Origin of the sequence: Pseudomonas baetica (assembly GCF_019733355.1) — a bacterium.
Lineage (GTDB): Bacteria > Pseudomonadota > Gammaproteobacteria > Pseudomonadales > Pseudomonadaceae > Aquipseudomonas > Aquipseudomonas baetica_A.
In genome coordinates this window covers 1-21715 of sequence record NZ_JAIHLQ010000005.1, presented here as the reverse complement: position 1 = coordinate 21715, position 21715 = coordinate 1, and the positions used below count along the sequence as shown (strand labels likewise).

The 21715-nt window shown below is 59.1% G+C and carries 19 protein-coding genes and 2 tRNA genes; 16 read left to right on the top strand and 5 right to left on the bottom strand.

The window, feature by feature from the left end; translation table 11 throughout:
• The first annotated feature begins 13 nt into the window (after positions 1-13).
• The 4 genes from ileS (at position 14) to ispH (ending at position 4877) form a co-directional block, all read left to right on the top strand.
• Positions 14-2845, top strand: coding sequence for an isoleucine--tRNA ligase (ileS, locus tag K5E40_RS06055; RefSeq protein WP_221730099.1), 2832 nt, complete (start codon positions 14-16; stop codon positions 2843-2845).
• Positions 2838-3350, top strand: a complete 513-nt coding sequence (lspA, locus tag K5E40_RS06050; RefSeq protein ID WP_221730098.1) for a signal peptidase II — start codon at positions 2838-2840, stop codon at positions 3348-3350. Before ileS ends, lspA begins: the two co-directional genes overlap by 8 nt.
• Positions 3351-3357: 7 nt before the next feature.
• Positions 3358-3795, top strand: a complete 438-nt coding sequence (gene fkpB / locus K5E40_RS06045; RefSeq protein WP_221730276.1) for an FKBP-type peptidyl-prolyl cis-trans isomerase — start codon at positions 3358-3360, stop codon at positions 3793-3795.
• A 137-nt stretch (positions 3796-3932) separates the two neighbouring features.
• Complete coding sequence (ispH, locus tag K5E40_RS06040) at positions 3933-4877, top strand: 4-hydroxy-3-methylbut-2-enyl diphosphate reductase (RefSeq protein WP_221730097.1); 945 nt, start codon at positions 3933-3935, stop codon at positions 4875-4877.
• Here the strand turns inward: ispH and K5E40_RS06035 are convergent.
• Positions 4849-5403, bottom strand: coding sequence for a GspH/FimT family protein (locus K5E40_RS06035; RefSeq protein WP_221730096.1), 555 nt, complete (start codon positions 5401-5403; stop codon positions 4849-4851). The two genes, ispH and K5E40_RS06035, sit on opposite strands and share 29 nt — an antisense overlap.
• Positions 5404-5533: 130 nt before the next feature.
• On the opposite strand from K5E40_RS06035, the gene K5E40_RS06030 reads away from it, so the two are divergent.
• Genes K5E40_RS06030 through thiO form a run of 7 tightly spaced genes read left to right on the top strand, consistent with a single transcriptional unit; the run spans position 5534 to position 12296 of the window.
• Positions 5534-6007: a GspH/FimT family pseudopilin gene (locus K5E40_RS06030; RefSeq protein WP_221730095.1), complete on the top strand. Its 474-nt coding sequence runs from the start codon at positions 5534-5536 to the stop codon at positions 6005-6007.
• A complete protein-coding gene (pilV, locus tag K5E40_RS06025) occupies positions 6004-6453 on the top strand; it encodes a type IV pilus modification protein PilV (RefSeq protein ID WP_221730094.1) in 450 nt (149 codons plus the stop codon). The genes K5E40_RS06030 and pilV overlap by 4 nt, the downstream gene beginning before the upstream one ends.
• Entirely contained in the window at positions 6450-7163 is a 714-nt protein-coding gene (locus K5E40_RS06020) for a PilW family protein (RefSeq protein ID WP_221730093.1), read from the top strand. The genes pilV and K5E40_RS06020 overlap by 4 nt, the downstream gene beginning before the upstream one ends.
• An 11-nt stretch (positions 7164-7174) precedes the next feature.
• Complete coding sequence (locus K5E40_RS06015) at positions 7175-7654, top strand: PilX N-terminal domain-containing pilus assembly protein (RefSeq protein WP_221730092.1); 480 nt, start codon at positions 7175-7177, stop codon at positions 7652-7654.
• On the top strand, positions 7641-10721 hold the full coding sequence (locus K5E40_RS06010; protein WP_221730091.1) for a pilus assembly protein: 3081 nt from the start codon (positions 7641-7643) through the stop codon (positions 10719-10721). Before K5E40_RS06015 ends, K5E40_RS06010 begins: the two co-directional genes overlap by 14 nt.
• Before the next feature lie 15 nt (positions 10722-10736).
• Complete coding sequence (locus K5E40_RS06005) at positions 10737-11138, top strand: type IV pilin protein (RefSeq protein ID WP_221730090.1); 402 nt, start codon at positions 10737-10739, stop codon at positions 11136-11138.
• Positions 11139-11195: 57 nt separating this feature from the next.
• Positions 11196-12296 carry a glycine oxidase ThiO gene (gene thiO / locus K5E40_RS06000; protein WP_221730089.1) on the top strand — a complete coding sequence of 367 codons (1101 nt, stop codon included), beginning with the start codon at positions 11196-11198 and terminating at the stop codon, positions 12294-12296.
• 125 nt (positions 12297-12421) lie between these two features.
• Here the strand turns inward: thiO and K5E40_RS05995 are convergent, their stop codons facing one another.
• From K5E40_RS05995 to K5E40_RS05985, 4 genes are all read right to left on the bottom strand, one after another.
• Positions 12422-13768 carry a sigma-54 dependent transcriptional regulator gene (locus tag K5E40_RS05995; RefSeq protein WP_221730088.1) on the bottom strand — a complete coding sequence of 449 codons (1347 nt, stop codon included), beginning with the start codon at positions 13766-13768 and terminating at the stop codon, positions 12422-12424.
• Positions 13765-15354, bottom strand: a complete 1590-nt coding sequence (locus tag K5E40_RS05990; protein WP_221730275.1) for a PAS domain-containing sensor histidine kinase — start codon at positions 15352-15354, stop codon at positions 13765-13767. The genes K5E40_RS05995 and K5E40_RS05990 overlap by 4 nt, the downstream gene beginning before the upstream one ends.
• The gene (locus K5E40_RS34920; protein WP_260455540.1) at positions 15344-15586 is read right to left on the bottom strand and encodes a PP0621 family protein; all 243 of its coding nucleotides are present in this window, start codon (positions 15584-15586) and stop codon (positions 15344-15346) included. The genes K5E40_RS05990 and K5E40_RS34920 overlap by 11 nt, the downstream gene beginning before the upstream one ends.
• Before the next feature lie 125 nt (positions 15587-15711).
• Positions 15712-16728, bottom strand: a complete 1017-nt coding sequence (locus tag K5E40_RS05985; protein ID WP_221730087.1) for an outer membrane protein assembly factor BamD — start codon at positions 16726-16728, stop codon at positions 15712-15714.
• A gap of 151 nt (positions 16729-16879) precedes the next feature.
• Here K5E40_RS05985 and rluD point away from each other — a divergent pair, with 151 nt between their 5' ends.
• From rluD to K5E40_RS05960, 5 genes are all read left to right on the top strand, one after another.
• Positions 16880-17842 (top strand): 23S rRNA pseudouridine(1911/1915/1917) synthase RluD, encoded by a 963-nt coding sequence (gene rluD, locus K5E40_RS05980; RefSeq protein WP_221730086.1) that lies wholly within the window; start codon positions 16880-16882, stop codon positions 17840-17842.
• Positions 17839-18561 carry a peptidoglycan editing factor PgeF gene (pgeF, locus tag K5E40_RS05975; protein WP_221730085.1) on the top strand — a complete coding sequence of 241 codons (723 nt, stop codon included), beginning with the start codon at positions 17839-17841 and terminating at the stop codon, positions 18559-18561. The genes rluD and pgeF overlap by 4 nt, the downstream gene beginning before the upstream one ends.
• A gap of 130 nt (positions 18562-18691) precedes the next feature.
• Positions 18692-21256, top strand: coding sequence for an ATP-dependent chaperone ClpB (gene clpB / locus K5E40_RS05970; RefSeq protein WP_221730084.1), 2565 nt, complete (start codon positions 18692-18694; stop codon positions 21254-21256).
• A gap of 296 nt (positions 21257-21552) precedes the next feature.
• Positions 21553-21628: transfer RNA gene (locus tag K5E40_RS05965), tRNA-Asn, on the top strand.
• Between the two features lie 9 nt (positions 21629-21637).
• A tRNA-Pro gene (locus tag K5E40_RS05960) sits at positions 21638-21714 on the top strand.
• Position 21715 lies beyond the last annotated feature (1 nt).

Genomic DNA, 21715 nt, shown 5'->3' with positions numbered 1-21715 from the left:
TGAAGAGCCTTAAATGACCGACTATAAAGCCACGCTAAACCTTCCGGACACCGCCTTCCCAATGAAGGCCGGCCTGCCACAGCGCGAACCGCAGATCCTGCAGCGCTGGGACAGTATTGGCCTGTACGGAAAGTTGCGCGAGATTGGCAAGGATCGTCCGAAGTTCGTTCTGCATGACGGCCCTCCGTATGCCAACGGCACGATCCACATCGGTCACGCACTGAACAAAATTCTCAAGGACATGATCATCCGCTCGAAAACCCTGTCGGGTTTCGACGCGCCGTATGTTCCGGGTTGGGACTGCCACGGCCTGCCGATCGAGCACAAGGTTGAAGTGACCCACGGCAAGAACCTGGGCGCGGACAAGACCCGCGAACTTTGCCGTGCCTACGCCACCGAGCAGATTGAAGGGCAGAAGACCGAGTTCATCCGCCTCGGTGTGTTGGGTGACTTCGCCAACCCATACAAAACGATGGACTTCAAGAACGAGGCCGGTGAAATTCGTGCCCTCGCCGAAATCGTCAAGGGCGGTTTCGTGTTCAAGGGCCTCAAGCCTGTGAACTGGTGCTTCGATTGCGGCTCGGCGCTGGCTGAAGCCGAAGTCGAGTACGAAAACAAGAAGTCCTCGACCATCGACGTTGCCTTCCCGATCGCTGACGAAGCCAAACTGGCTGCCGCGTTTGGTTTGCCGTCGCTGAGCAAACCAGCCTCGATCGTGATCTGGACCACCACCCCGTGGACCATCCCGGCCAACCAGGCGCTGAACGTTCACCCGGAATTCAACTACGCCCTGGTCGATGTCGGCGACAAGCTGCTGGTGCTGGCTGAAGAGCTGGTTGAAGCCTGCCTGGCTCGCTACGGCGTTGAAGGTTCGGTCATCGCCACCACTACCGGCAAAGAGCTGGAGCTGATCAACTTCCGTCACCCGTTCTACGACCGTCTGTCGCCGGTATATCTGGCCGACTACGTCGAACTGGGCGCTGGCACCGGCGTGGTTCACTCCGCTCCGGCCTACGGCGTGGACGACTTCGTGACCTGCAAGAAGTACGGCATGGTCAACGACGACATCCTCAATCCCGTGCAGAGCAACGGTGTGTACGTGCCGTCGCTGGAATTCTTCGGCGGCCAGTTCATCTGGAAGGCCAACCCGGCCATCGTCGAGAAGCTGACCGAAGTCGGTGCGCTGATGCACACCACCGTCATCGAGCACAGCTACATGCACTGCTGGCGCCACAAGACTCCATTGATCTACCGCGCCACCGCGCAGTGGTTCATCGGCATGGACAAAGAGCCGGTCAGCGGCGATACCCTGCGTGTGCGCTCGCTCAAAGCCATCGAAGACACCCAGTTCGTTCCGGCCTGGGGCCAGGCGCGTCTGCACTCGATGATCGCCAACCGTCCGGACTGGTGCATCTCCCGTCAGCGCAACTGGGGCGTGCCGATCCCGTTCTTCCTGAACAAGGAAAGCGGCGAGCTGCACCCACGCACCGTTGAACTGATGGAAGAAGTCGCCAAGCGTGTTGAAGTCGAAGGCATCGAAGCCTGGTTCAAGATGGACGCTGCCGAACTGCTCGGTGACGAAGCGCCGCTGTACGACAAAATCAGCGACACCCTCGACGTCTGGTTCGATTCGGGTACCACTCACTGGCACGTACTGCGCGGTTCGCACCCAATGGGGCACGAAACCGGCCCGCGTGCCGACCTGTACCTGGAAGGTTCGGACCAGCACCGCGGCTGGTTCCACTCGTCGTTGCTGACCGGTTGCGCCATTGACAACCACGCGCCGTACCGCGAGCTGCTGACCCACGGCTTCACCGTCGACGAGTCCGGCCGCAAAATGTCCAAGTCGTTGGGCAACGTGATTGCGCCGCAGAAAGTCAACGACACCTTGGGCGCCGACATCATGCGTCTGTGGGTGGCTTCGACCGACTACTCCGGCGAGATGGCCGTGTCCGAGCAGATCCTGCAGCGCAGCGCGGACGCCTACCGGCGTATCCGTAACACCGCACGCTTCCTGCTCTCGAACCTGACCGGTTTCAACCCGGCCACCGACCTGCTGCCGGCTGAAGAGATGCTGGCACTGGATCGCTGGGCGGTGGATCGCACTCTGCTGCTGCAACGCGAGTTGCAAGAGCACTACGGTGAGTACCGTTTCTGGAACGTCTACTCCAAGATCCACAACTTCTGCGTGCAGGAGCTGGGGGGGTTCTACCTCGACATCATCAAGGATCGTCAGTACACCACTGGCGCCAACAGCAAGGCCCGCCGTTCGGCGCAAACCGCGCTGTTCCACATCTCCGAAGCGCTGGTGCGCTGGATCGCGCCGATCCTGGCGTTCACCGCCGACGAGCTGTGGCAATACCTGCCGGGCGAGCGTAACGAATCGGTCATGCTCAACACCTGGTACGAAGGTCTGACCGAGCTGCCGGAAGGCTTCGAGCTGGGTCGCGAGTACTGGGATCGCATCATGGAAGTGAAGGTTGCGGTCAACAAAGAAATGGAAATCCAGCGCGCGGCAAAAGCCGTCGGTGGCAACCTGCAAGCCGAAGTGACGCTGTTCGCCGAAGACGCCTTGAGCGCCGATCTGGCCAAGCTGAGCAACGAACTGCGCTTTGTCCTGATCACTTCGACCGCCGGCGTTGCACCGTTTGTACAGGCTCCGGCCGACGCGGTAGCGACCGAAGTCAGTGGTTTGAAATTGAAGATCGTCAAATCGGCCTTCGCCAAGTGCGCCCGTTGCTGGCACTGCCGCGAAGACGTCGGCGTGAACCCGGAGCATCCGGAAATCTGCGGTCGTTGTGTTGATAACATCAGCGGCGCTGGCGAGGTTCGTCACTATGCCTAATGCCGTTGGCCGTTTCGGACGGTTGAGCTGGCTCTGGTTGAGTTTGCTGGTTCTGGTCATTGACCAGGCCAGCAAGTTCTACTTCGAAAACAAGCTCGAAATGTTCCAGCAGATCGTGATCATTCCCGATTATTTCAGCTGGACCCTGGCTTACAACACTGGTGCAGCCTTCAGCTTTCTCGCTGACGGCTCCGGCTGGCAGCGCTGGCTGTTCGCCCTGATCGCGATCGTGGTCAGCGCGGTGCTGGTGGTCTGGCTCAAGCGTCTGGGCCGCAACGAAACCTGGCTGGCCATCGCTTTGGCGCTGGTGCTGGGTGGTGCCCTGGGCAACCTGTACGACCGCATTGCGCTGGGCCATGTGATCGACTTCATTCTGGTGCACTGGCAGAACCGCTGGTACTTCCCGGCGTTCAACTTCGCCGACAGCGCCATCTCCGTTGGTGCGGTGATGCTGGCACTGGATATGTTCAAAACCAAGAAAACCGGAGAAACCGTTCATGACTGAACAGGTATTGGCTGAGCAACGCATCGGCCAGAACACGGAAGTCACCTTGCATTTTGCATTGCGCCTGGAGAACGGCGACACGGTCGACAGCACCTTCGATAAGGCCCCAGCGACTTTCAAGGTCGGCGACGGCAACCTGCTGCCGGGTTTCGAAGCGGCATTGTTCGGTTTCAAGGCTGGCGACAAGCGTACGCTGAGCGTCGAGCCGGAGAACGCTTTTGGTCAACCGAACCCGCAGAACGTGCAGGTTATCCCGCGTTCGCAGTTTGCTGATATGGAGTTGTCGCCGGGTTTGCTGGTGATCTTCAACGATGCAGCCAATACTGAGCTGCCGGGTGTGGTGAAAGAGTTCGACGATGCGCAAGTGACCATCGACTTCAATCACCCGCTGGCGGGCAAGACGCTGGCCTTTGACGTGGAAATCATCAGCGTCAAAGCGCTGTAAAAATGTGGGAGCGGGCTTGCTCGCGAAAGCGGTGTGTCAGACAACTTATAGGTTGAATGTCAGTCAGCATTTGCGAGCAAGCCCGCTCCCTCAGTAGTTATTCACTGTTTTTTCGCGCGCAAGACACGAGGCACAGCATGCAAATCAAACTCGCCAACCCCCGTGGCTTCTGCGCCGGCGTGGACCGGGCGATAGAAATCGTCAACCGCGCCCTGGAAGTCTTCGGGCCGCCGATCTACGTGCGTCATGAAGTTGTGCACAACAAGTTCGTCGTCGAGGATTTGCGCAGCCGGGGCGCCATTTTCGTCGAAGAACTGGATCAGGTACCGGACGACGTCATCGTGATCTTCAGTGCCCACGGGGTTTCGCAAGCCGTGCGTACCGAAGCCGCTGGCCGTGGCTTGAAAGTATTCGACGCCACCTGTCCATTGGTCACCAAGGTGCATATCGAAGTCGCCAAATACAGCCGCGACGGTCGCGAATGCATCCTCATCGGCCACGCCGGTCACCCGGAAGTTGAAGGCACCATGGGCCAGTACGATGCCAGCAATGGCGGTGCAATCTACCTCGTCGAAGACGAGAAAGACGTGGCCGAATTGCAGGTACATGACCCGGAAAAACTGGCATTCGTCACCCAGACCACGCTGTCGATGGACGACACCAGCCGCGTTATCGATGCTTTGCGCACGCGTTTCCCGGCCATAGGTGGCCCGCGCAAGGACGACATCTGCTATGCCACGCAAAACCGACAAGACGCGGTCAAGCAACTGGCCGACGAATGCGACGTGGTCTTGGTGGTCGGCAGCCCGAACAGCTCCAACTCCAACCGCCTGCGTGAACTGGCCGAACGCATGTCCACTCCGGCCTACCTGATCGACGGTGCCGAAGACTTGCAAAAGAGCTGGTTCGATGGCGTCGAACGCATTGGCATCACCGCCGGTGCTTCCGCGCCGGAAGTGCTGGTGCGTGGCGTGATCCAACAGTTGCAGGCCTGGGGCGCTACCGGTGCCGATGAGCTGGCCGGCCGCGAAGAGAACATCACGTTCTCGATGCCTAAAGAGCTGCGCGTGCGTTCGATTTAAGCGTTTTTGCTTTTTGACACAACGCCTGTTCAGCGTTTTTGCTGCTCAGGCGCACTCGACCGGTCGCCGCCAGCACCACTTGGCGCTGGCTGACCGGCTCGCGAGTCGAGCAAATGTGTAATGTCCCAGCCTGAAAGGCCCGCCCTGGCATCAGCGGTTGCCCCAGGCTGCTGAAGCGCACATAACGGCTCACCAACCAGTTGCCGACAATCGGCACCTTCGCGTCACTCTCACGCTCCACCAGCAGCGGATTGCTGCTGTCCTCCGGCCCCTTGCCGCTGATATCCAGAATGATCCGCCAGCCCTGACTCCAGTCGCCATTGATGCCATGGATTACCACGCTTTGATTGCGCGTGATCGCTATTGTGCGGGCATTGCGGATGCCGTCGAGCAGCGACTGTGCGGCCTGATCTCGATGGTTTGACTCCCTGAGCGTGGCAAACGCCGGGGTGAGCAGCAGCAGAACAATTGCGCCAATCGCCAGTCCCATAATCAGTTCAATCAGGCTGAAGCCTCGTTGCGGCATGAAAATTCCCTCCATGGCGTGTGATGTGCGGGGCGATCCGTGCGCCGCACAGGGCAAATCAACCGACACAGGTCGGTTGAATGTTCTAGCGTGTAGAAGCAGGTATAGCTGACGGCAACGGAGGGCAACGATGGATCTTCGTACAAAAGGTTTCACGCTGATCGAGTTGCTGGTTGCGGTCGCGATATTCGTAACCCTGATCACTTTGGCGGTGCCTGCGTTCACCCGTTCGATACAGGGCAGCAGGGCCGATACCGAAATGGGCGACCTGCAACGAGCGATCAATTTCGCACGACTGGAAGCGATTGATCGGGGCGTGACGACGCGGCTGCGGCCGACGGCCGGGGGCAATGCCTGGACCGGCGAACTGTCGGTCTACGACAGTACTGGCACTTCGGCCAATGTGTTGCGGGTTGTTCCAGCCATGAGCAGCGGCGCAACTCTGGCGCTAACCTCTGGGGTGACCGCACTGGACTTCAACAATCTCGGCGGTCTGGCCGCGCCATCGACGGCGGTGGTCTTCAGTTACACCTTGGGAACGCAAAGCAGGACGCTGAATGTGTGTTTGAACGGACGAATTCAATTGGGTGGAAGTTGCGGATGAGGGCAGGGAGTAAAAACGCACAGGAGGGCATGACGCTGATCGAAGTGCTGGTCGCGTTGTTGATTCTTACGGTCGGGCTGTTGGGGGCGGCGGCCGTGCAACTCAATGCCCTGAAGTACACCGACAGCTCGCGCATGACCAGTCAGGCCAGTTTCATTGCCTACGACATGATGGACCGTATCCGCGCCAATTCCGGCGCCGACTACACCGTCACGCCACCGACGTCGGGCAACCTTGGCGTCGCCCGCGATCAGGATCTCTACGATTTCACCTCCAACATCGTCGGTTTCGGCGGGCCGACGGCGACCGGCAGCATCACGCTCAACCAGCGGGTTTACACCATCACCATCACCTGGAGTGACGCGCGGGCAGCCAACACGGCCAGCGCTCAGCGCAGTTTCGTGCTGACCAGTCGCGCTGCGGTCGATCCGGTGGCCACGCCATGAAGCGTCACAACCGCGGTTTTGGCCTGATCGAGATGCTGGTCGCTCTGGCACTGGGGCTGATTGTGGTGTTGGGCGTGGTTCAGACTTTCATCGCCGCGAAGAATACCTACGTCAGCCAGAACAGTGCCGCCGCCATGCAGGAGGATGCGCGTTTCGTGTTGAGCAAAATGATTCAGGAAATCCGTATGGTCGGGATGTTTGGCTGCCTTGGCACGATCACTGATGCCAGCACGTCAGGGGATTTCAGTGCGGCGCAGATCACGCCGATCAGTTGGGACAACGCGAACCTGAAACTGACGCTGGTCACGGCCGACATCGGCGGCAGCGGCGGCACGCCGACCTGGACAGTGCTCTCCGATTGCCGCAACAGCGCAACGGCTTACACCGGTTTGCGAAGCCCGGCGACCGGGCAGATCGCTTTCCCGATTCGCCGTCTGCTCTACAGTTTCAGCAACAATCAGATTCTGATGGGCACCGGCAGCGGGACACCTGCTCAGCAAGTGTTGGTGAATAACGTCAGCGCTTTCAACGTGACTTTCGGTCTGGCCAGTTCAGCCACCGATGTGGCGGCTTCGACTTACAGTACCAACCCCGGTGATCCAGCACGGATCCGCAGTGTGCGCTTGAGCCTGACCCTCAACGACCCGAGCAAACGGGTGGCTGATCAAACCTTCAACGTGGTTGCGGCTGTCCGCAACCGCTTGCAGTGAGGGCTGCTCCTATGAGGATTTCTTTCCATCAACGTCAGGCGCAACGCGGCATGGTGCTGCTGGTCAGCCTGGTGTTTCTGTTGTTGCTGACGATGATCGGCCTTTCGTCGATGCAAAGCGCCACCCTTCAGGAAAAAATGGCGGGCAGTGTGAGCCTGCGCAATCAATCGTTCCAGACCGCTGAAGCAGCGTTGCGGGTGGGTGAGAGTGCGGTGCAACTCGATACCTATACGCTGGCAGTGTGCAGCGGCACGACACAATGTGCGCCGCCGGCAGAGTCATCGGTGGTCAGTGCGGCGGGGTTCAATTCGACATCGGGCGTGACCTGGATCACCGCCGGTAACGGCTTCTATGGCGTGCAGAACATCGGCACGACGCTGACCGCCGTCAACGTGCCGAGCAACACCTCGGCAACGCTTTATCGGGTGACCGCGGTCGGCGTTGCTGGCACTTCGCGCAGTGTGGTGGAGAGTGTCTATGCGAAGTATTAAGCGCTGCGCATCGCTGCTGTTCGGCATGCTGCTGGGTTTCTATTTGGCAACACCGGTCTATGCGTTCACACCATCCGACTCGCCGCTGTTGAGCGCTGCAGCAGTAGCGCCGAATGTGATGCTGCTTATCGACGACTCGGGGAGCATGAACAGCATCATTTATGCGCCGGGATTCGATCCTGCCGTTGACCGCACACCGGCACGACAGTGCAACGGTTTTTTCGGGTTGTGCTTCAGTTCGACGGAGATCAGCGGTAACACGATATTTTTGTCGAGCCTTTCGACATCCGGTTGCTCCGGTGGAGCGTATGCGTTTTACAACAACAGTCTGACGCCGCTTTGCCTGAAATTGCCGGATCCGGTGGGTGGTGGCAACACCCGATACTCAGCGGACTACATTTCCTACGTGGTCGGCCTGGCCAACGGCAGTAACCGTGACTTCACCACCGGAGCGATTCCCAACGACTACCGGATCAATGTCGCGCGCAACGTATCGACAGCTCTGGTGACCAGCAATCGCACATTGCGCATTGGCCTGTCGACGTTCAATCCGGTCACCAGCAACAATTCAGGTAATGGCGGTTACATCGCCCGTACCATCAGTGATCTGTCACCGGTGACCGGCAGCGTTACCCAGGCCCAGGCCGACAGCAACTACAACGCTCTGATCTCCTCGATCAACGGACTGAGCGCTGTGGCGAACACGCCACTGGCGGAAACCTATTACGAAGTCACCCGCTACATGCGCGGTATGACGCCTTACTACAACAATGCGCCGAGCACCTACACCAGCCCGATCCACTATCGCTGCCAAAAAAATTACGGAGTGGTGATCACCGACGGTTTGCCGACATTCGACCGTACCTTCCCGACCAACGATCCGTTAGGCGGCAGCCGTTTACCGAACTGGGATGGCGTCAACAATGACGGCAATAACCTCAATGGCGACGACGAGGGGGACACACTCTATCTGGATGACATCGCCAAATTCGCTTTTGACATCGACATGCGTTCAACCGGTACGGACGCGGCGGGCAAGAGCTGGAACGCAGTGGATTTTCCCAAACAGAACATGAACACCTACACCGTGGGGTTCACCGCTGACAACGAGATGCTCTCGGACGCGGCGAGTTACGGACAGGGGAGGTACTATCAAGCGACTGACAGCACTGGGCTGAACGCGGCATTGTCGTCGGCGCTCAGCGATATCACGTCCAAGGCCGGCTCCGGCGGCAGCGGTGTCACCAGCGGCACCACACTCGCCAGCGGCACCAGCTATTTCCAGACCAGCTACGACCCCAAGGATTGGCGCGGGACGATCAAGTCCTTTGGCTTCACAGCGGCCGGGGCGGTGAACACGTCGGCGACACTCTGGACCACTGACACGACCATCGTGCCGGGGACTACGGCGCCGACTTACCAATCCTGGAACACATCCAGCAACGCCGCTGTAACGCTGTCCTACGGTAACTTTTCCGCCACACAGCAGACGACACTCAGTCAGGGCCTGCCCACCGGCATGACGGGTAACGATCTGGTGGAGTGGAGCAAAGGGACCAACAAAGCCGGGTTCAAGGTTCGCAGTGTGTTGCTGGGTGACATCATCAACTCGCCACTGGTGCTGGCGTCGCCAACGGATAAAACTGCCTCCGATCTGTCTGGCGACACCACCTATACCTCCTACTTGAACACCAAAGCGTCGAATATGAACACCAGCCTTGTGGTGAATGCCAACGACGGCTTCGTCAATGTCATCAACTCGGCCAACGGCACTCGGCGATACGCCTATATGCCATCCAGTGTCTTGCCCTCGCTTCGCCTGATTGCCGATCCGACCTACATCAACGGTGTCAGCCACAAGTTTCTGGTCGACGGTCAGGTCGGCGTGTATGACGCCCAACTCAACAGCGCCTGGAAAACCCTGGCCATCGGCGGCACTGGTGCCGGTGGCAAAACGTTCTATGCGCTGCAACTGTTCGACGCGTCTGCGGGCAACGTTTTGCGCGCTCTGTGGGAAGTCAGCGCACCGGCCACCGCCAGCACCGCCAACGCTTTTAATGATCTGGGTTACGCCTATGCCCGCCCGGAAGTGGCACGCTTGGCCGATGGGCGCTGGGCGGCGTTCATTGCCAACGGTTATGGCAGCAACTCCGGGGTGGCCGCCTTGTATGTACTGGATGTGCGTGATGGATCGTTGATCAGGAAAATCGTGATCGACAGTACTGAAACCACTAACGGTCTATCCTCGGTGAAACTCAAGGTCAACTCGTCCAATGTGGTGCAGGCTGCCTATGGCGGTGATTTGAAAGGGCGCTTGTGGAAGTTCGATTTGAGCGCGACGTCGACCAGCAGTTGGGGCGTAGCATTTTCCGGCAAACCGTTGTTCACCACGGCAGGTGGATTGACTCAGCCGATTACCGCGCAACCGTTGCTGGCAGACAACGCGCTGGGCGGCAAACAGATATTCGTCGGCACCGGCAAGTTCAACGAAACCGCTGACAAGACCAACAAGGATTTACAGGCGTTCTACTCGGTGTGGGATGCCGATGGCGGCTCGGGGCAACTCACCGTCAGCAGTTTGCGGGCGCAGGCCGTCACGGGCGTATTCTCCGGCAGTTCCGGGCAATTCATTACCACCACCCAGAACGACACGACTTATCCGGGGGAGAAAGGCTGGTATCTGCCATTGGTGTATAACAACGCGCTGACCGGTGAGCGGGTGATCAATCAGGCCAGCCTGGTGCTCGGTCGGATCATCTTCACCACGGCGAGCGTCGATACCACCGATCCCTGTGCCAGTTTCGGCACTGGCAAACTGGTCGAACTCGATGCGTTCAGCGGTAAGATGCTCAACTACGCGGTGCTCGATACCAACGCCGATGGCGTGGTCGACAGCAATGACACGATTTCCAGTGGCGTTGTGTTTACCGGCGGCATCCCGACCCTGAATGCCATCGTCAACGGTGCAACGCGCAAGATCGTGAGTGACTCCAGTGGTGGCGTGACTACCCTGGTGGAAAAATCCGGCGGCGGCAGCCGTCGTATCATGTGGCGACAAATACAGTAAGTGAGAGTTTGAGGCATGCGCAGATTCAACCGAGGTTTTACCCTGATCGAAATCATGATCGTGATTGCGATCATCGGGATCGTCATCACCATCGGCTATCCAAGCCTCACCGAATACGTGAAAAAGGGCCGCCGCGCCGAGGTGGTATCGCTGCTGTCGGAGCAGGCGCAGACCCTCGAACGTTTCTACACCAAGAACAATGTCTACACCGGCATTACCGGGCTCAGCACAGGCAACGATTTCTACACCGTCACGCCGACCATTGCTGACCAGACCTTCCTGCTGACCGCCACCCGTAAAACGGGCACGGCCATGGCCACCGACAAGTGCGGGGACTTCACCCTCACCAACACCGGTGTCAGAAGCATGAACAACGCGACTACCGGGCTGACCACCAAGGATTGCTGGGGCCGCTGAAGCGCTTTTCTTAGGGTGCCTTTTGCGCCCACTGTCTTTTTTACGGTTGGATCAAACATGACCAGGCAACAGCAAGTGGTGATTGTCGGTGGCGGGGTAATTGGCCTGCTCACCGCCTACAATCTCGCCTCCGAAGTGCGCAGCGTGGTGCTGCTGGATCGCTCGAACGTCGGCCAGGAATCGTCCTGGGCTGGCGGCGGCATTGTTTCTCCGCTGTATCCGTGGCGCTACAGCCCGGCCGTTACCGCGCTGGCGCATTGGTCGCAGGATTTTTATCCACAGCTCGGCGAGCGCTTGTTCGCCGATACCGGGGTTGATCCCCAGGTGCATACCACGGGCTTGTACTGGCTGGATCTCGATGACGAGGCCGAAGCGCTGGCGTGGGCCAAACGGGAAAACCGTCCGCTGCAGGCTGTGGATATCTCGGCTGCCCACGAAGCGGTGCCGGTGCTCGGTGAAGGTTTCTCACGAGCGATCTACATGGCTGATGTGGCCAACGTCAGAAATCCGCGGCTGGTCAAGTCGCTGAAAGCGGCGCTGCTGGCGCTGCCAAACGTGACCATTCACGAACAATGTGAAGTCAGCGGATTTGTTCGCGAGGGTGAGCGAGTCATTGGTGTCGAGACATCCAATGGGCTGATCGCGGGCGATCAAGTGGTTCTGACGGCGGGCGCATGGAGCGGTGATTTGCTCAAGACGCTGGACCTGACGCTGCCGGTCGAGCCGGTCAAAGGCCAGATGATTCTGTACAAGTGCGCAGCGGATTTTCTGCCAAGCATGGTGCTGGCCAAAGGGCGCTATGCGATTCCGCGCCGCGACGGGCATATCCTGATCGGCAGTACGCTGGAGCATGAGGGCTACGACAAGACACCGACCGACGTGGCGCTCGAAAGCCTCAAGGCGTCTGCGATTGAGTTGTTGCCGGCGCTGGCAGATGCCGAAGTGGTCGGGCATTGGGCGGGATTGCGTCCGGGGTCGCCGGAAGGTATTCCCTATATTGGCCGGGTGCCGGGGTTCGATGGGTTGTGGCTCAACTGCGGTCATTACCGCAATGGACTGGTGCTGGCACCGGCGTCGTGCCAGTTGTTTGCCGATGTGATGCTGGGACGGACGCCGATTATTGATCCGGCGCCTTATGCACCTGAAGGCCGCATTTAGTCAGGTATTCGTTGGCGTTTGCGATACCGCTTTCGCGAGCAAGCCCGCTCCCACACGGGGGCTTGCTGTACACACTATTCATGTACACGCTCTAAACCTGTGGGAGCGAGCTTGCGAAGGGGACCTCAATCCAGACCGAGCTTCTTCAGGCGATAGCGCATCGACCGAAACGACAGACTCAAGCGCTGTGCCGCCGCCGTGCGGTTCCAGCGGGTTTCCTCCAGCGCCTGCAAAATCAGTTTGCGCTCGACGTTCTCCAGATAATCCTCAAGATTGTCGATCTGCGTGAGGTCGGCAATGCCGCTCTCGGCCGTGCAATTGCCTTCGCTCAGTCGCAAGTCCCCAACCTCGATCACCTGGTTTTCGCACAATGTGTGCGCTCGTTCGAGGACGTTTTCCAGTTCCCTGACATTCCCCGGAAACCGGTAACTTTTTAGTGCTTCCAAGGCCTGCGGGTGCAAACGTGCCGCCGGTTGGCCGCTGGCGCTGGCCAGGCGCTTGAGCATATGGCTGGCCAACACTTCAATGTCATCGCGCCGTTCGCGCAGAGGCGGTACGCGCAGTTCAATCACGTTTAGCCGGTAATAGAGATCCTGACGAAAGCGCTCGGCTGTAACCTGCGCCTCCAAATCTTTGTGTGTGGCGCAAAGAACCCGCACGTCGACCACGCTTTCCTGCTGGCCGCCGACACTGCGCACGGCTTTCTCCTGAATCGCCCGCAGCAGTTTTACCTGCATCGGCAGAGGCAAGTCCGCCACTTCATCAAGGAATAACGTGCCGCCATGCGCAGCTTGAAACAACCCGGGTTTGTCCTCGACGGCGCCGGTAAAGCTGCCTCTGCGATGACCGAAGAATTCGCTTTCCATCAGCTCCGAAGGAATCGCCCCACAGTTCACTGGCACGAAGGGCTGACTGGCGCGTGGTCCTTGTTCGTGAATCAGTCTTGCGACCAATTCTTTGCCACTACCGGACTCGCCACTGATGTACACCGGCGCCTGGCTGCGGGCGAGTTTGTCGATCTGTTTACGCAAATTGCGCATCGGTGGCGATTCGCCCAGCAAGCGCCGATCAATCGATGTGCCGAGTCCGCCAGATGCGGGCATGCGCAGGGCAGTGCTGACCAGTTCGCGCAGGCGAGTGAGATCGACAGGTTTGGTGAGAAAGTCGAACGCCCCGGCTTTGAGGGCGTTGATCGCCGTTTCCAGGCTGCCGTAGGCGGTAATCATCGCCACCGGCAGTTGCGGGTAACGTTGCTGGATGTGTTGCACCAGTTCCAGCCCCGTACCGTCGGGCAGGCGCATGTCGGTCAGGCACAGGTCGAAGGACTCGCTGTGTAACAGCGTCCGGGCTTCGCTGAAGTTGCGTGCGCTGAGGGTGTCGAGTTTCATCCGTCCCAAGGTGATTTCCAGGAGTTCGCGGATATCCGGTTCGTCGTCGACGATAAGGATTTTTTGCCGTGGGCTCGTGTTCAACTTTGTTTCCGTCCGTGAGCAAAGGTGATGCGAAAGCAGCCGCCGCCTTGGCGTGGTTTGAAGTCTAGGCGCGCTTGGTTGCTTTCGCACCGCTCACGGGACAGATAAAGCCCAAGGCCGGTGCCTTGGCTGCTGGTGGTGAAGAAGGGTTCGAACAGGTGCGCCTGCTCGTCGGGCGGCACGCCGGGTCCGTTGTCCTGCACTTCGAGCGTCGCCAACTGGCTATCGGCGTCGATGAACAGCGCCAGCCAGACCTCGGCCTGATCATGCAGCAAGGCGCTATGACGCCAACCGTTGCGTAACAGATTGTCGAGAATTTGTGTGAGTTGGTTGGGGTCCATCAGGGTGGTGAAGTCCCCCGAGTTGACTCGCAGATGAATCTGCTGGCGCTCGGTGGCCTGTTCGCGGCTTTCGGCGACGAAGCTTTCCAGCCACGGCTTGAGTTCCAGCCGTTGGGGGGCGCTTTGCTGGCGGCGGGACAGTTGCAGGACGTTTTCGATGACTCGGTTCATGCGCTGGGAGTGATCTTGAATAATCTGCGTCAGACGCCTATCCGCGCTGTCGAGTTCCTCGGATTCACCCAATAGCTGCGCGGCATGACTGATGGCACCCAGCGGATTACGAATCTCGTGGGAGATGCCGGCAGTCAAGCGTCCGAGGGCGGCGAGCTTGAGTTGCTGGGCCTGTTGGGCGATCTGCGCCAGATCCTCGAGGAACACCAGTGTTTGCTGGTTCGGACTTTGCTCAAGTGCAATGAAGTTCGGTTGCAACTCCAGACCGTTGCCGGGAATTTTCAGGCTCTGCGGGCGCAGGGTCGGGTTATTCATCCACAGTTGCAGACGATCAACCAGCGCCGGCGAGTAGTCGTCGATCAAATGGCCTTGAAGAGGGGCTTGTGCGAGCAACGTCTGGGCGCTGTGGTTGGCCAGTTGTACCCGCCGTTGTTCGTCGAGCACCAGAATCCCGGTGCGCATGCGCTGCAGGATCAACGCGTTGAGGGCTTCCAGGCCCACCACTTCGCTGGCGCGCTGTTCGGCCAGTGTTTCGCTGACTTCCAAGCGCCGGGCGAGTCCTTGCACCAGCAGAGACGCGGCAAAACACAGTGCGCCGAGAGTGCCGGCCTGCAGGTATTCGTTGGCGCTCAGGGGATGGCTGAAATTCAGTAGAAAACTCAGACCGACAATGCCGAGAGCCCCAATGGCGGCGATCAGCAGACCGATGCGTCGTCGTAGCAAGGTATTGCTGATGGCCACCGAGACAATCAGCAAATTTCCCAGGGCGCTGGCAACGCCACCTGCCGCATAGAACAGGCCGCACAGCAGCAATACGTCGACCAGCGCCAGACTGAACAGTTGTGCGGGGCGGCGGGTGTTTTCCAGAAACACCACGAGCAGAATGTTGAGGATCAGATACAGCCAACTGCCACCGCGCAGCAGATCGTCGTTGGCCGACGTCAACAGACGGTTGTCCATGTTGCTGGAAATCAGCAGCACCAGCGTGATGCCGACACTTAAACGATAAAGATGATAAAGGCGCAGCAGACGCTGAGCCTGTTTGCTGTTGGCGTTGGCGGCCTCAGCGATCACTGGTGCCTGGGCCTTGCTCAAGGTGAGCCTGGCTGCAATACCACTGTTGTTGAACGCTCAGCGCGCGGTCGCGGGGCAGGTGCACGCCACAATGGGCGCAACGCACCATTGGTGAGGCGTCTTGTTCGCGAGGCGAGCGTGGAGATTGTGTGGACGAGGCGGATGCCTTGAATTTGCGCCACAGCCATACCGCAGCAACTATCAGGACGATCCAGAACAATAAACGAAACATAATGAGCGGCTTTCCGACTGATGATCCGGCAGTTTAGCCAAGGACCTGACAAGCGCACAGCCTATTAAAGCGTGGTAATGAAAAAGGGAGATCCGAAGATCTCCCTTTTTGTACATCCGGTGTGATCAGTCGAACACGCCGAAAGTCATGTAGCTGAACCACGAACGGTCGGTGTTGCTCGACTCAGGCTCCGGCTCTTCAATCACGTCGCCGTTTTCGTCTTTAGGCTTGAGCTCGTTCGGGATCGCGTCTTTGGCGTCCTGGAACTGCTTCTGTACGTCCTGGTTGGCGCGGGTCTCGCCTGGCGGCAGCGGTGGACGCGACTCGATCAGACCGAGGGTCGCCTTGCTCAGGAACGAACGGTTGTCGGCTTCGGCGACCGATGGCACGAACTGACCGTCCTGCAGGCTCGGGTGGTTCGGGTAGTTGAGCTTCAGGGTTTCCAGGCTGGTGGCCGCCAGTTCGTCCAGGTGCAGACGCTGATAGGCTTCGGTCATCACCGCCAGGCCGTCACCGACCGATGGGGTTTCCTGGAAGTTCTCCACGACATAACGGCCACGGTTGGCAGCGGCGACGTAGGCCTGACGGGTCAGGTAGTAGTCGGCGACGTGGATTTCGTAGGCCGCCAGCAGGTTGCGCAGGTAAATCATGCGCTGCTTGGCGTCCGGCGCGTAGCGGCTGTTCGGGTAGCGGCTGGTGAGCTGGGCGAACTCGTTGTAAGAGTCGCGGGCAGCGCCCGGGTCACGCTTGGTCATGTCCAGCGGCAGGAAGCGCGCCAGCAGGCCGACGTCCTGGTCGAAAGAAGTCAGACCTTTAAGGTAGTACGCGTAATCCACGTTCGGGTGCTGCGGATGCAAACGAATAAAACGCTCGGCAGCGGACTTTGCAGCTTCCGGCTCGGCGTTTTTATAGTTGGCGTAGATCAGCTCCAGCTGTGCCTGATCGGCGTAACGACCGAACGGATACCGCGACTCCAGAGCCTTCAGCTTGGCTGTGGCGCTGGTGTAGCTGTTGTTGTCCAGGTCAGTCTGAGCCTGCTGATACAGCTCGGCTTCGCTGAGGTTTTCGTCTACGACTTCCTTCGATGAGCAAGCAGCGGTCAATGCGAGGATGGCGATCAGCAGCAGGTGTTTCACTTGCATGGCGGCTTGCGTCCCTATGACGGCCGCTGTCTTGGGCGGGGCCGTCCTGTTATGATGAGCGCCCCGTTGAAAAGCCTCGGGGCAAAAGACGCCGTATTTAACCACAAGCGCGCAGCCGAAACCAAAGGCTGTGCCGACGCCCAGTCAGAGCATGTCCGATAAAATTGAACTTCGCGCAGAGGTGCCGTCCGATTTGGGCGGCCAACGCCTCGATCAAGTCGCCGCCCAACTCTTCGCTGAGCACTCACGCTCGCGCCTATCCGCCTGGATCAAAGAAGGTCACCTGACTGTGGACGGGGCGGTCATCCGCCCTCGCGACATCGTGCATGGCGGTGCCATCCTTGAGCTGACTGCCGAGCAGGAAGCCCAGGGCGAGTGGATCGCCCAGGACATCGAACTCGACATCGTCTATGAAGACGACGACATTCTGGTGATCAACAAGCCTGCGGGCCTGGTGGTGCACCCGGCTGCCGGTCACGCCGATGGCACTTTGCTCAACGCCTTGCTGCACCACGTTCCGGACATTATCAATGTCCCACGCGCTGGTATCGTGCATCGTCTGGACAAGGACACCACCGGTTTGATGGTGGTGGCCAAGACCATTCAGGCGCAGACAAAGCTTGTTGCACAATTGCAGAGCCGCAGCGTTAGCCGGATCTACGAGTGCATCGTGATTGGCGTGGTGACCGCCGGTGGCAAGATCAACGCCCCGATCGGCCGTCACGGCCAGCAGCGCCAGCGCATGGCGGTGATGGAAGGCGGCAAGCCTGCCGTCAGCCACTACCGCGTGCTGGAGCGTTTCCGTTCGCACACCCACGTTCGGGTGAAACTGGAAACCGGCCGTACCCACCAGATCCGCGTCCACATGTCGCACATCAACTTCCCGTTGGTCGGCGACCCGGCGTACGGCGGTCGTTTCCGCATTCCGCCAGCCGCAAACCCGACCATGGTCGAGTCGCTCAAGCACTTCCCGCGTCAGGCCCTGCATGCGCGCTTCCTTGAACTGGATCACCCGACGAGCGGTGAGCGCATGAGCTGGGAATCGCCGCTGCCGGAAGACTTCGTCTGGTTGCTGACCCTGCTCAAGCAGGATCGCGAGGCTTTCGTCGGATGAACTGGCTGACGCCGGACTGGCCTGCGCCGGCCAGCGTCAGGGCCTGTGTCACCACCCGCGAGGGTGGTGTCAGCGAGGCGCCGTTCGACAGCCTCAATCTGGGCGATCATGTTGATGACCGTCCTGAGGCTGTTGCCGAAAATCGTCGGCGTCTGACTGATCACTTCTCTATAAAGCCTGCCTGGTTGCAGCAAGTTCACGGGATTGCCGTGGCGCATGCTGATCCGGGCGTGGTTGCAATGGCTGATGCCAGTTGGACTGCAACCCCCGGTATTGCCTGCACGGCAATGACGGCCGATTGTTTGCCGGCGCTTTTCTGTGATCGCGCCGGCACCCGCGTTGCAGCGGCCCATGCCGGTTGGCGTGGTCTGGCGGCCGGTGTGCTCGAAGCCACGTTGGATACGCTCGATGTCCCGGCACAAGACGTGCTGGTCTGGCTCGGCCCGGCCATCGGCCCGCAAGCGTTTGAAGTTGGCCCGGAAGTGCGGGAGGTCTTTATCGATCAACTGCCCGAAGCGGCGACAGCCTTTGTCCCGAGCCACAATGCGGGCAAGTTCATGGCTGACATCTATAAGCTGGCCCGCCTGCGTCTTGCAGTTCGTGGTGTCACTGCGGTTTACGGTGGCGATTTCTGCACCGTGACCGATCCGCGTTTCTTTTCTTACCGCCGTGCGTCGCGCACTGGTCGCTTTGCCTCCCTGGTTTGGCTCACCCGCTAGACTTGCCTGACCTGCATCAACTCTCCGCTGCTTGAATCTCGCAGAATCGACCGCATCTACAGTGGTATCTGGCAGGTTTCTTTATTCAGGATGGTTTTCAGGTCCGGCCTGCTCAAAAGGAAGGTGACCCATGCGTATAGACCGTTTAACCAGCAAATTACAGTTGGCCTTGTCCGACGCCCAATCGTTGGCTGTCGGCCATGATCATCCGGCTATTGAGCCGGCGCACTTGATGCAGGCCATGCTTGAGCAGCAGGGCGGTTCGATCAAACCCCTGCTGATGCAGGTGGGCTTTGACATCAATAGCTTGCGCAAAGAGCTGACCAAAGAGCTCGATCAATTACCGAAAATCCAGAACCCCACCGGCGACGTCAACATGTCGCAGGACTTGGCGCGTCTGCTCAACCAGGCTGACCGCCTGGCCCAGCAGAAGGGCGACCAGTTCATCTCCAGCGAACTGGTACTACTCGCCTCGATGGATGAGAACAGCAAGCTCGGCAAGTTGCTGCTTGGCCAAGGCGTGAGCAAGAAAGCGCTGGAGAACGCGATCAACAACCTGCGCGGTGGCGACGCGGTCAACGACGCCAACCACGAGGAGTCGCGTCAGGCGCTGGATAAATACACCGTCGACCTGACCAAGCGTGCCGAAGACGGCAAGCTCGATCCGGTGATCGGTCGTGACGATGAAATTCGTCGCACCATTCAGGTTCTGCAACGCCGTACCAAGAACAACCCGGTGCTGATCGGTGAACCCGGTGTGGGTAAAACCGCGATTGCCGAGGGCCTGGCCCAGCGCATCATCAACGGCGAAGTGCCGGACGGCCTCAAGGGCAAGCGTCTGCTCTCGCTGGATATGGGCGCATTGATTGCCGGTGCCAAGTACCGCGGTGAGTTCGAAGAGCGCCTGAAATCGCTGCTTAACGAGCTGTCGAAGCAGGAAGGGCAGATCATTCTGTTCATCGACGAACTGCACACCATGGTCGGCGCCGGCAAAGGCGAGGGCTCGATGGATGCTGGCAACATGCTCAAACCAGCGCTGGCTCGCGGCGAGTTGCACTGCGTCGGCGCGACCACGCTCAACGAGTACCGCCAATATATAGAGAAGGACGCAGCCCTCGAACGGCGCTTCCAGAAAGTGCTGGTGGATGAGCCAAGTGAAGAAGACACCATCGCGATTCTGCGTGGCCTCAAGGAGCGTTACGAGGTTCACCACAAGGTCGCGATTACTGATGGTGCAATCATTGCAGCGGCCAAGCTTAGCCATCGTTACATCACTGATCGGCAACTGCCGGACAAGGCCATCGACCTGATCGACGAGGCCGCCAGCCGCATCCGTATGGAGATCGACTCCAAGCCGGAAGTGCTGGATCGTCTGGAGCGCCGCCTGATTCAGTTGAAGGTGGAATCGCAAGCACTGAAGAAAGAAAGCGACGAAGCCGCGATGAAACGCCTGGAAAAACTTCAGGAGGAAATTGTCCGGCTTGAGCGTGAGTATTCGGATCTGGAAGAAATCTGGAACTCGGAAAAAGCCGAGGTACAGGGTTCTGCACAGATTCAGCAGAAGATCGAACAGTCCCGTCAGGAGCTGGAAGCGGCGCGCCGTAAAGGCGACCTGAACCGCATGGCCGAGTTGCAGTACGGGGTGATCCCGGATCTGGAGCGCAGCCTGCAAATGGTCGATCAGCACGGCAAGAGCGAAAACCAGTTGCTGCGCAGCAAGGTGACTGAGGAAGAAATCGCTGAAGTCGTGTCGAAGTGGACCGGTATTCCAGTGTCGAAAATGCTCGAAGGCGAGCGCGACAAGCTGATGAAGATGGAAAGCCTGTTGCACCAGCGTGTGATCGGCCAGGACGAAGCGGTCGTGGCGGTGGCCAATGCCGTTCGGCGTTCCCGCGCCGGGTTGTCGGACCCGAATCGCCCGAGCGGCTCGTTCATGTTCCTCGGCCCGACCGGTGTCGGTAAAACCGAGCTGTGCAAAGCGCTGGCTGAATTCCTCTTTGATACCGAAGAGGCGATGGTGCGGATCGACATGTCCGAGTTCATGGAGAAACATTCTGTGGCTCGCCTGATCGGTGCACCACCGGGATACGTCGGTTACGAAGAGGGCGGTTATCTGACCGAAGCGGTGCGGCGCAAGCCTTACTCGGTGATCCTGTTGGACGAAGTCGAGAAAGCGCACCCGGATGTGTTCAACATCCTGCTGCAAGTGCTTGAGGATGGTCGCCTGACCGACAGCCACGGCCGTACGGTGGACTTCCGCAATACTGTGATCGTCATGACGTCGAACCTGGGGTCAGTGCAGATTCAGGAGCTGGTGGGTGATCGTGAGGCGCAACGTGCGGCGGTGATGGATGCGCTGACCAGTCACTTCCGTCCGGAGTTCATCAACCGGGTTGACGAAGTGGTGATCTTCGAGCCTTTGGCGCGGGATCAGATCGCGGGCATTACCGAGATTCAGTTGGGCCGTCTGCGCAGTCGTCTGGCCGAGCGCGAATTGAAGCTGGAATTGAGTCCGCAAGCGATGGACAAATTGATTGCCGTCGGTTACGACCCGGTCTATGGCGCGCGACCTTTGAAACGGGCGATCCAGCGCTGGATCGAAAACCCGCTGGCACAATTGATCCTCTCGGGGCATTTCATGCCGGGGGACACGGCAACCGGAACCGTTGCGGACGACGAAATCGTTTTCAACTGAGCCGCAGCGTCAATGAAATAAGGAAGGCCTCGCTTTGCGAGGCCTTTTTTTCGCCAGGCTGTTGAACTCAAAGGAAAAGGCTTGTAAAGTGCGCCCCGCAGTCAGTCACCCACAAGGTTTCAGCTCACTGAGCAGAAATCTGAAATAAGTTGCAAATCATTAACTTGAAAGCGATTTAGGGGGTTGACAGAGGTGATCTAGGTTGTAGAATAGCGCGCCTCAGACACACGAACGCAGCGATGCGAACGAGGGTCTAAGAGCTGTAAGTTTCACCGTTGTAAATTGAAATATGTAGTTCCGTGATAGCTCAGTCGGTAGAGCAAATGACTGTTAATCATTGGGTCCCAGGTTCGAGTCCTGGTCACGGAGCCAATTTCAAACCGGGGTATAGCGCAGTCCGGTAGCGCGCCTGCTTTGGGAGCAGGATGTCAGGAGTTCGAATCCCCTTACCCCGACCAT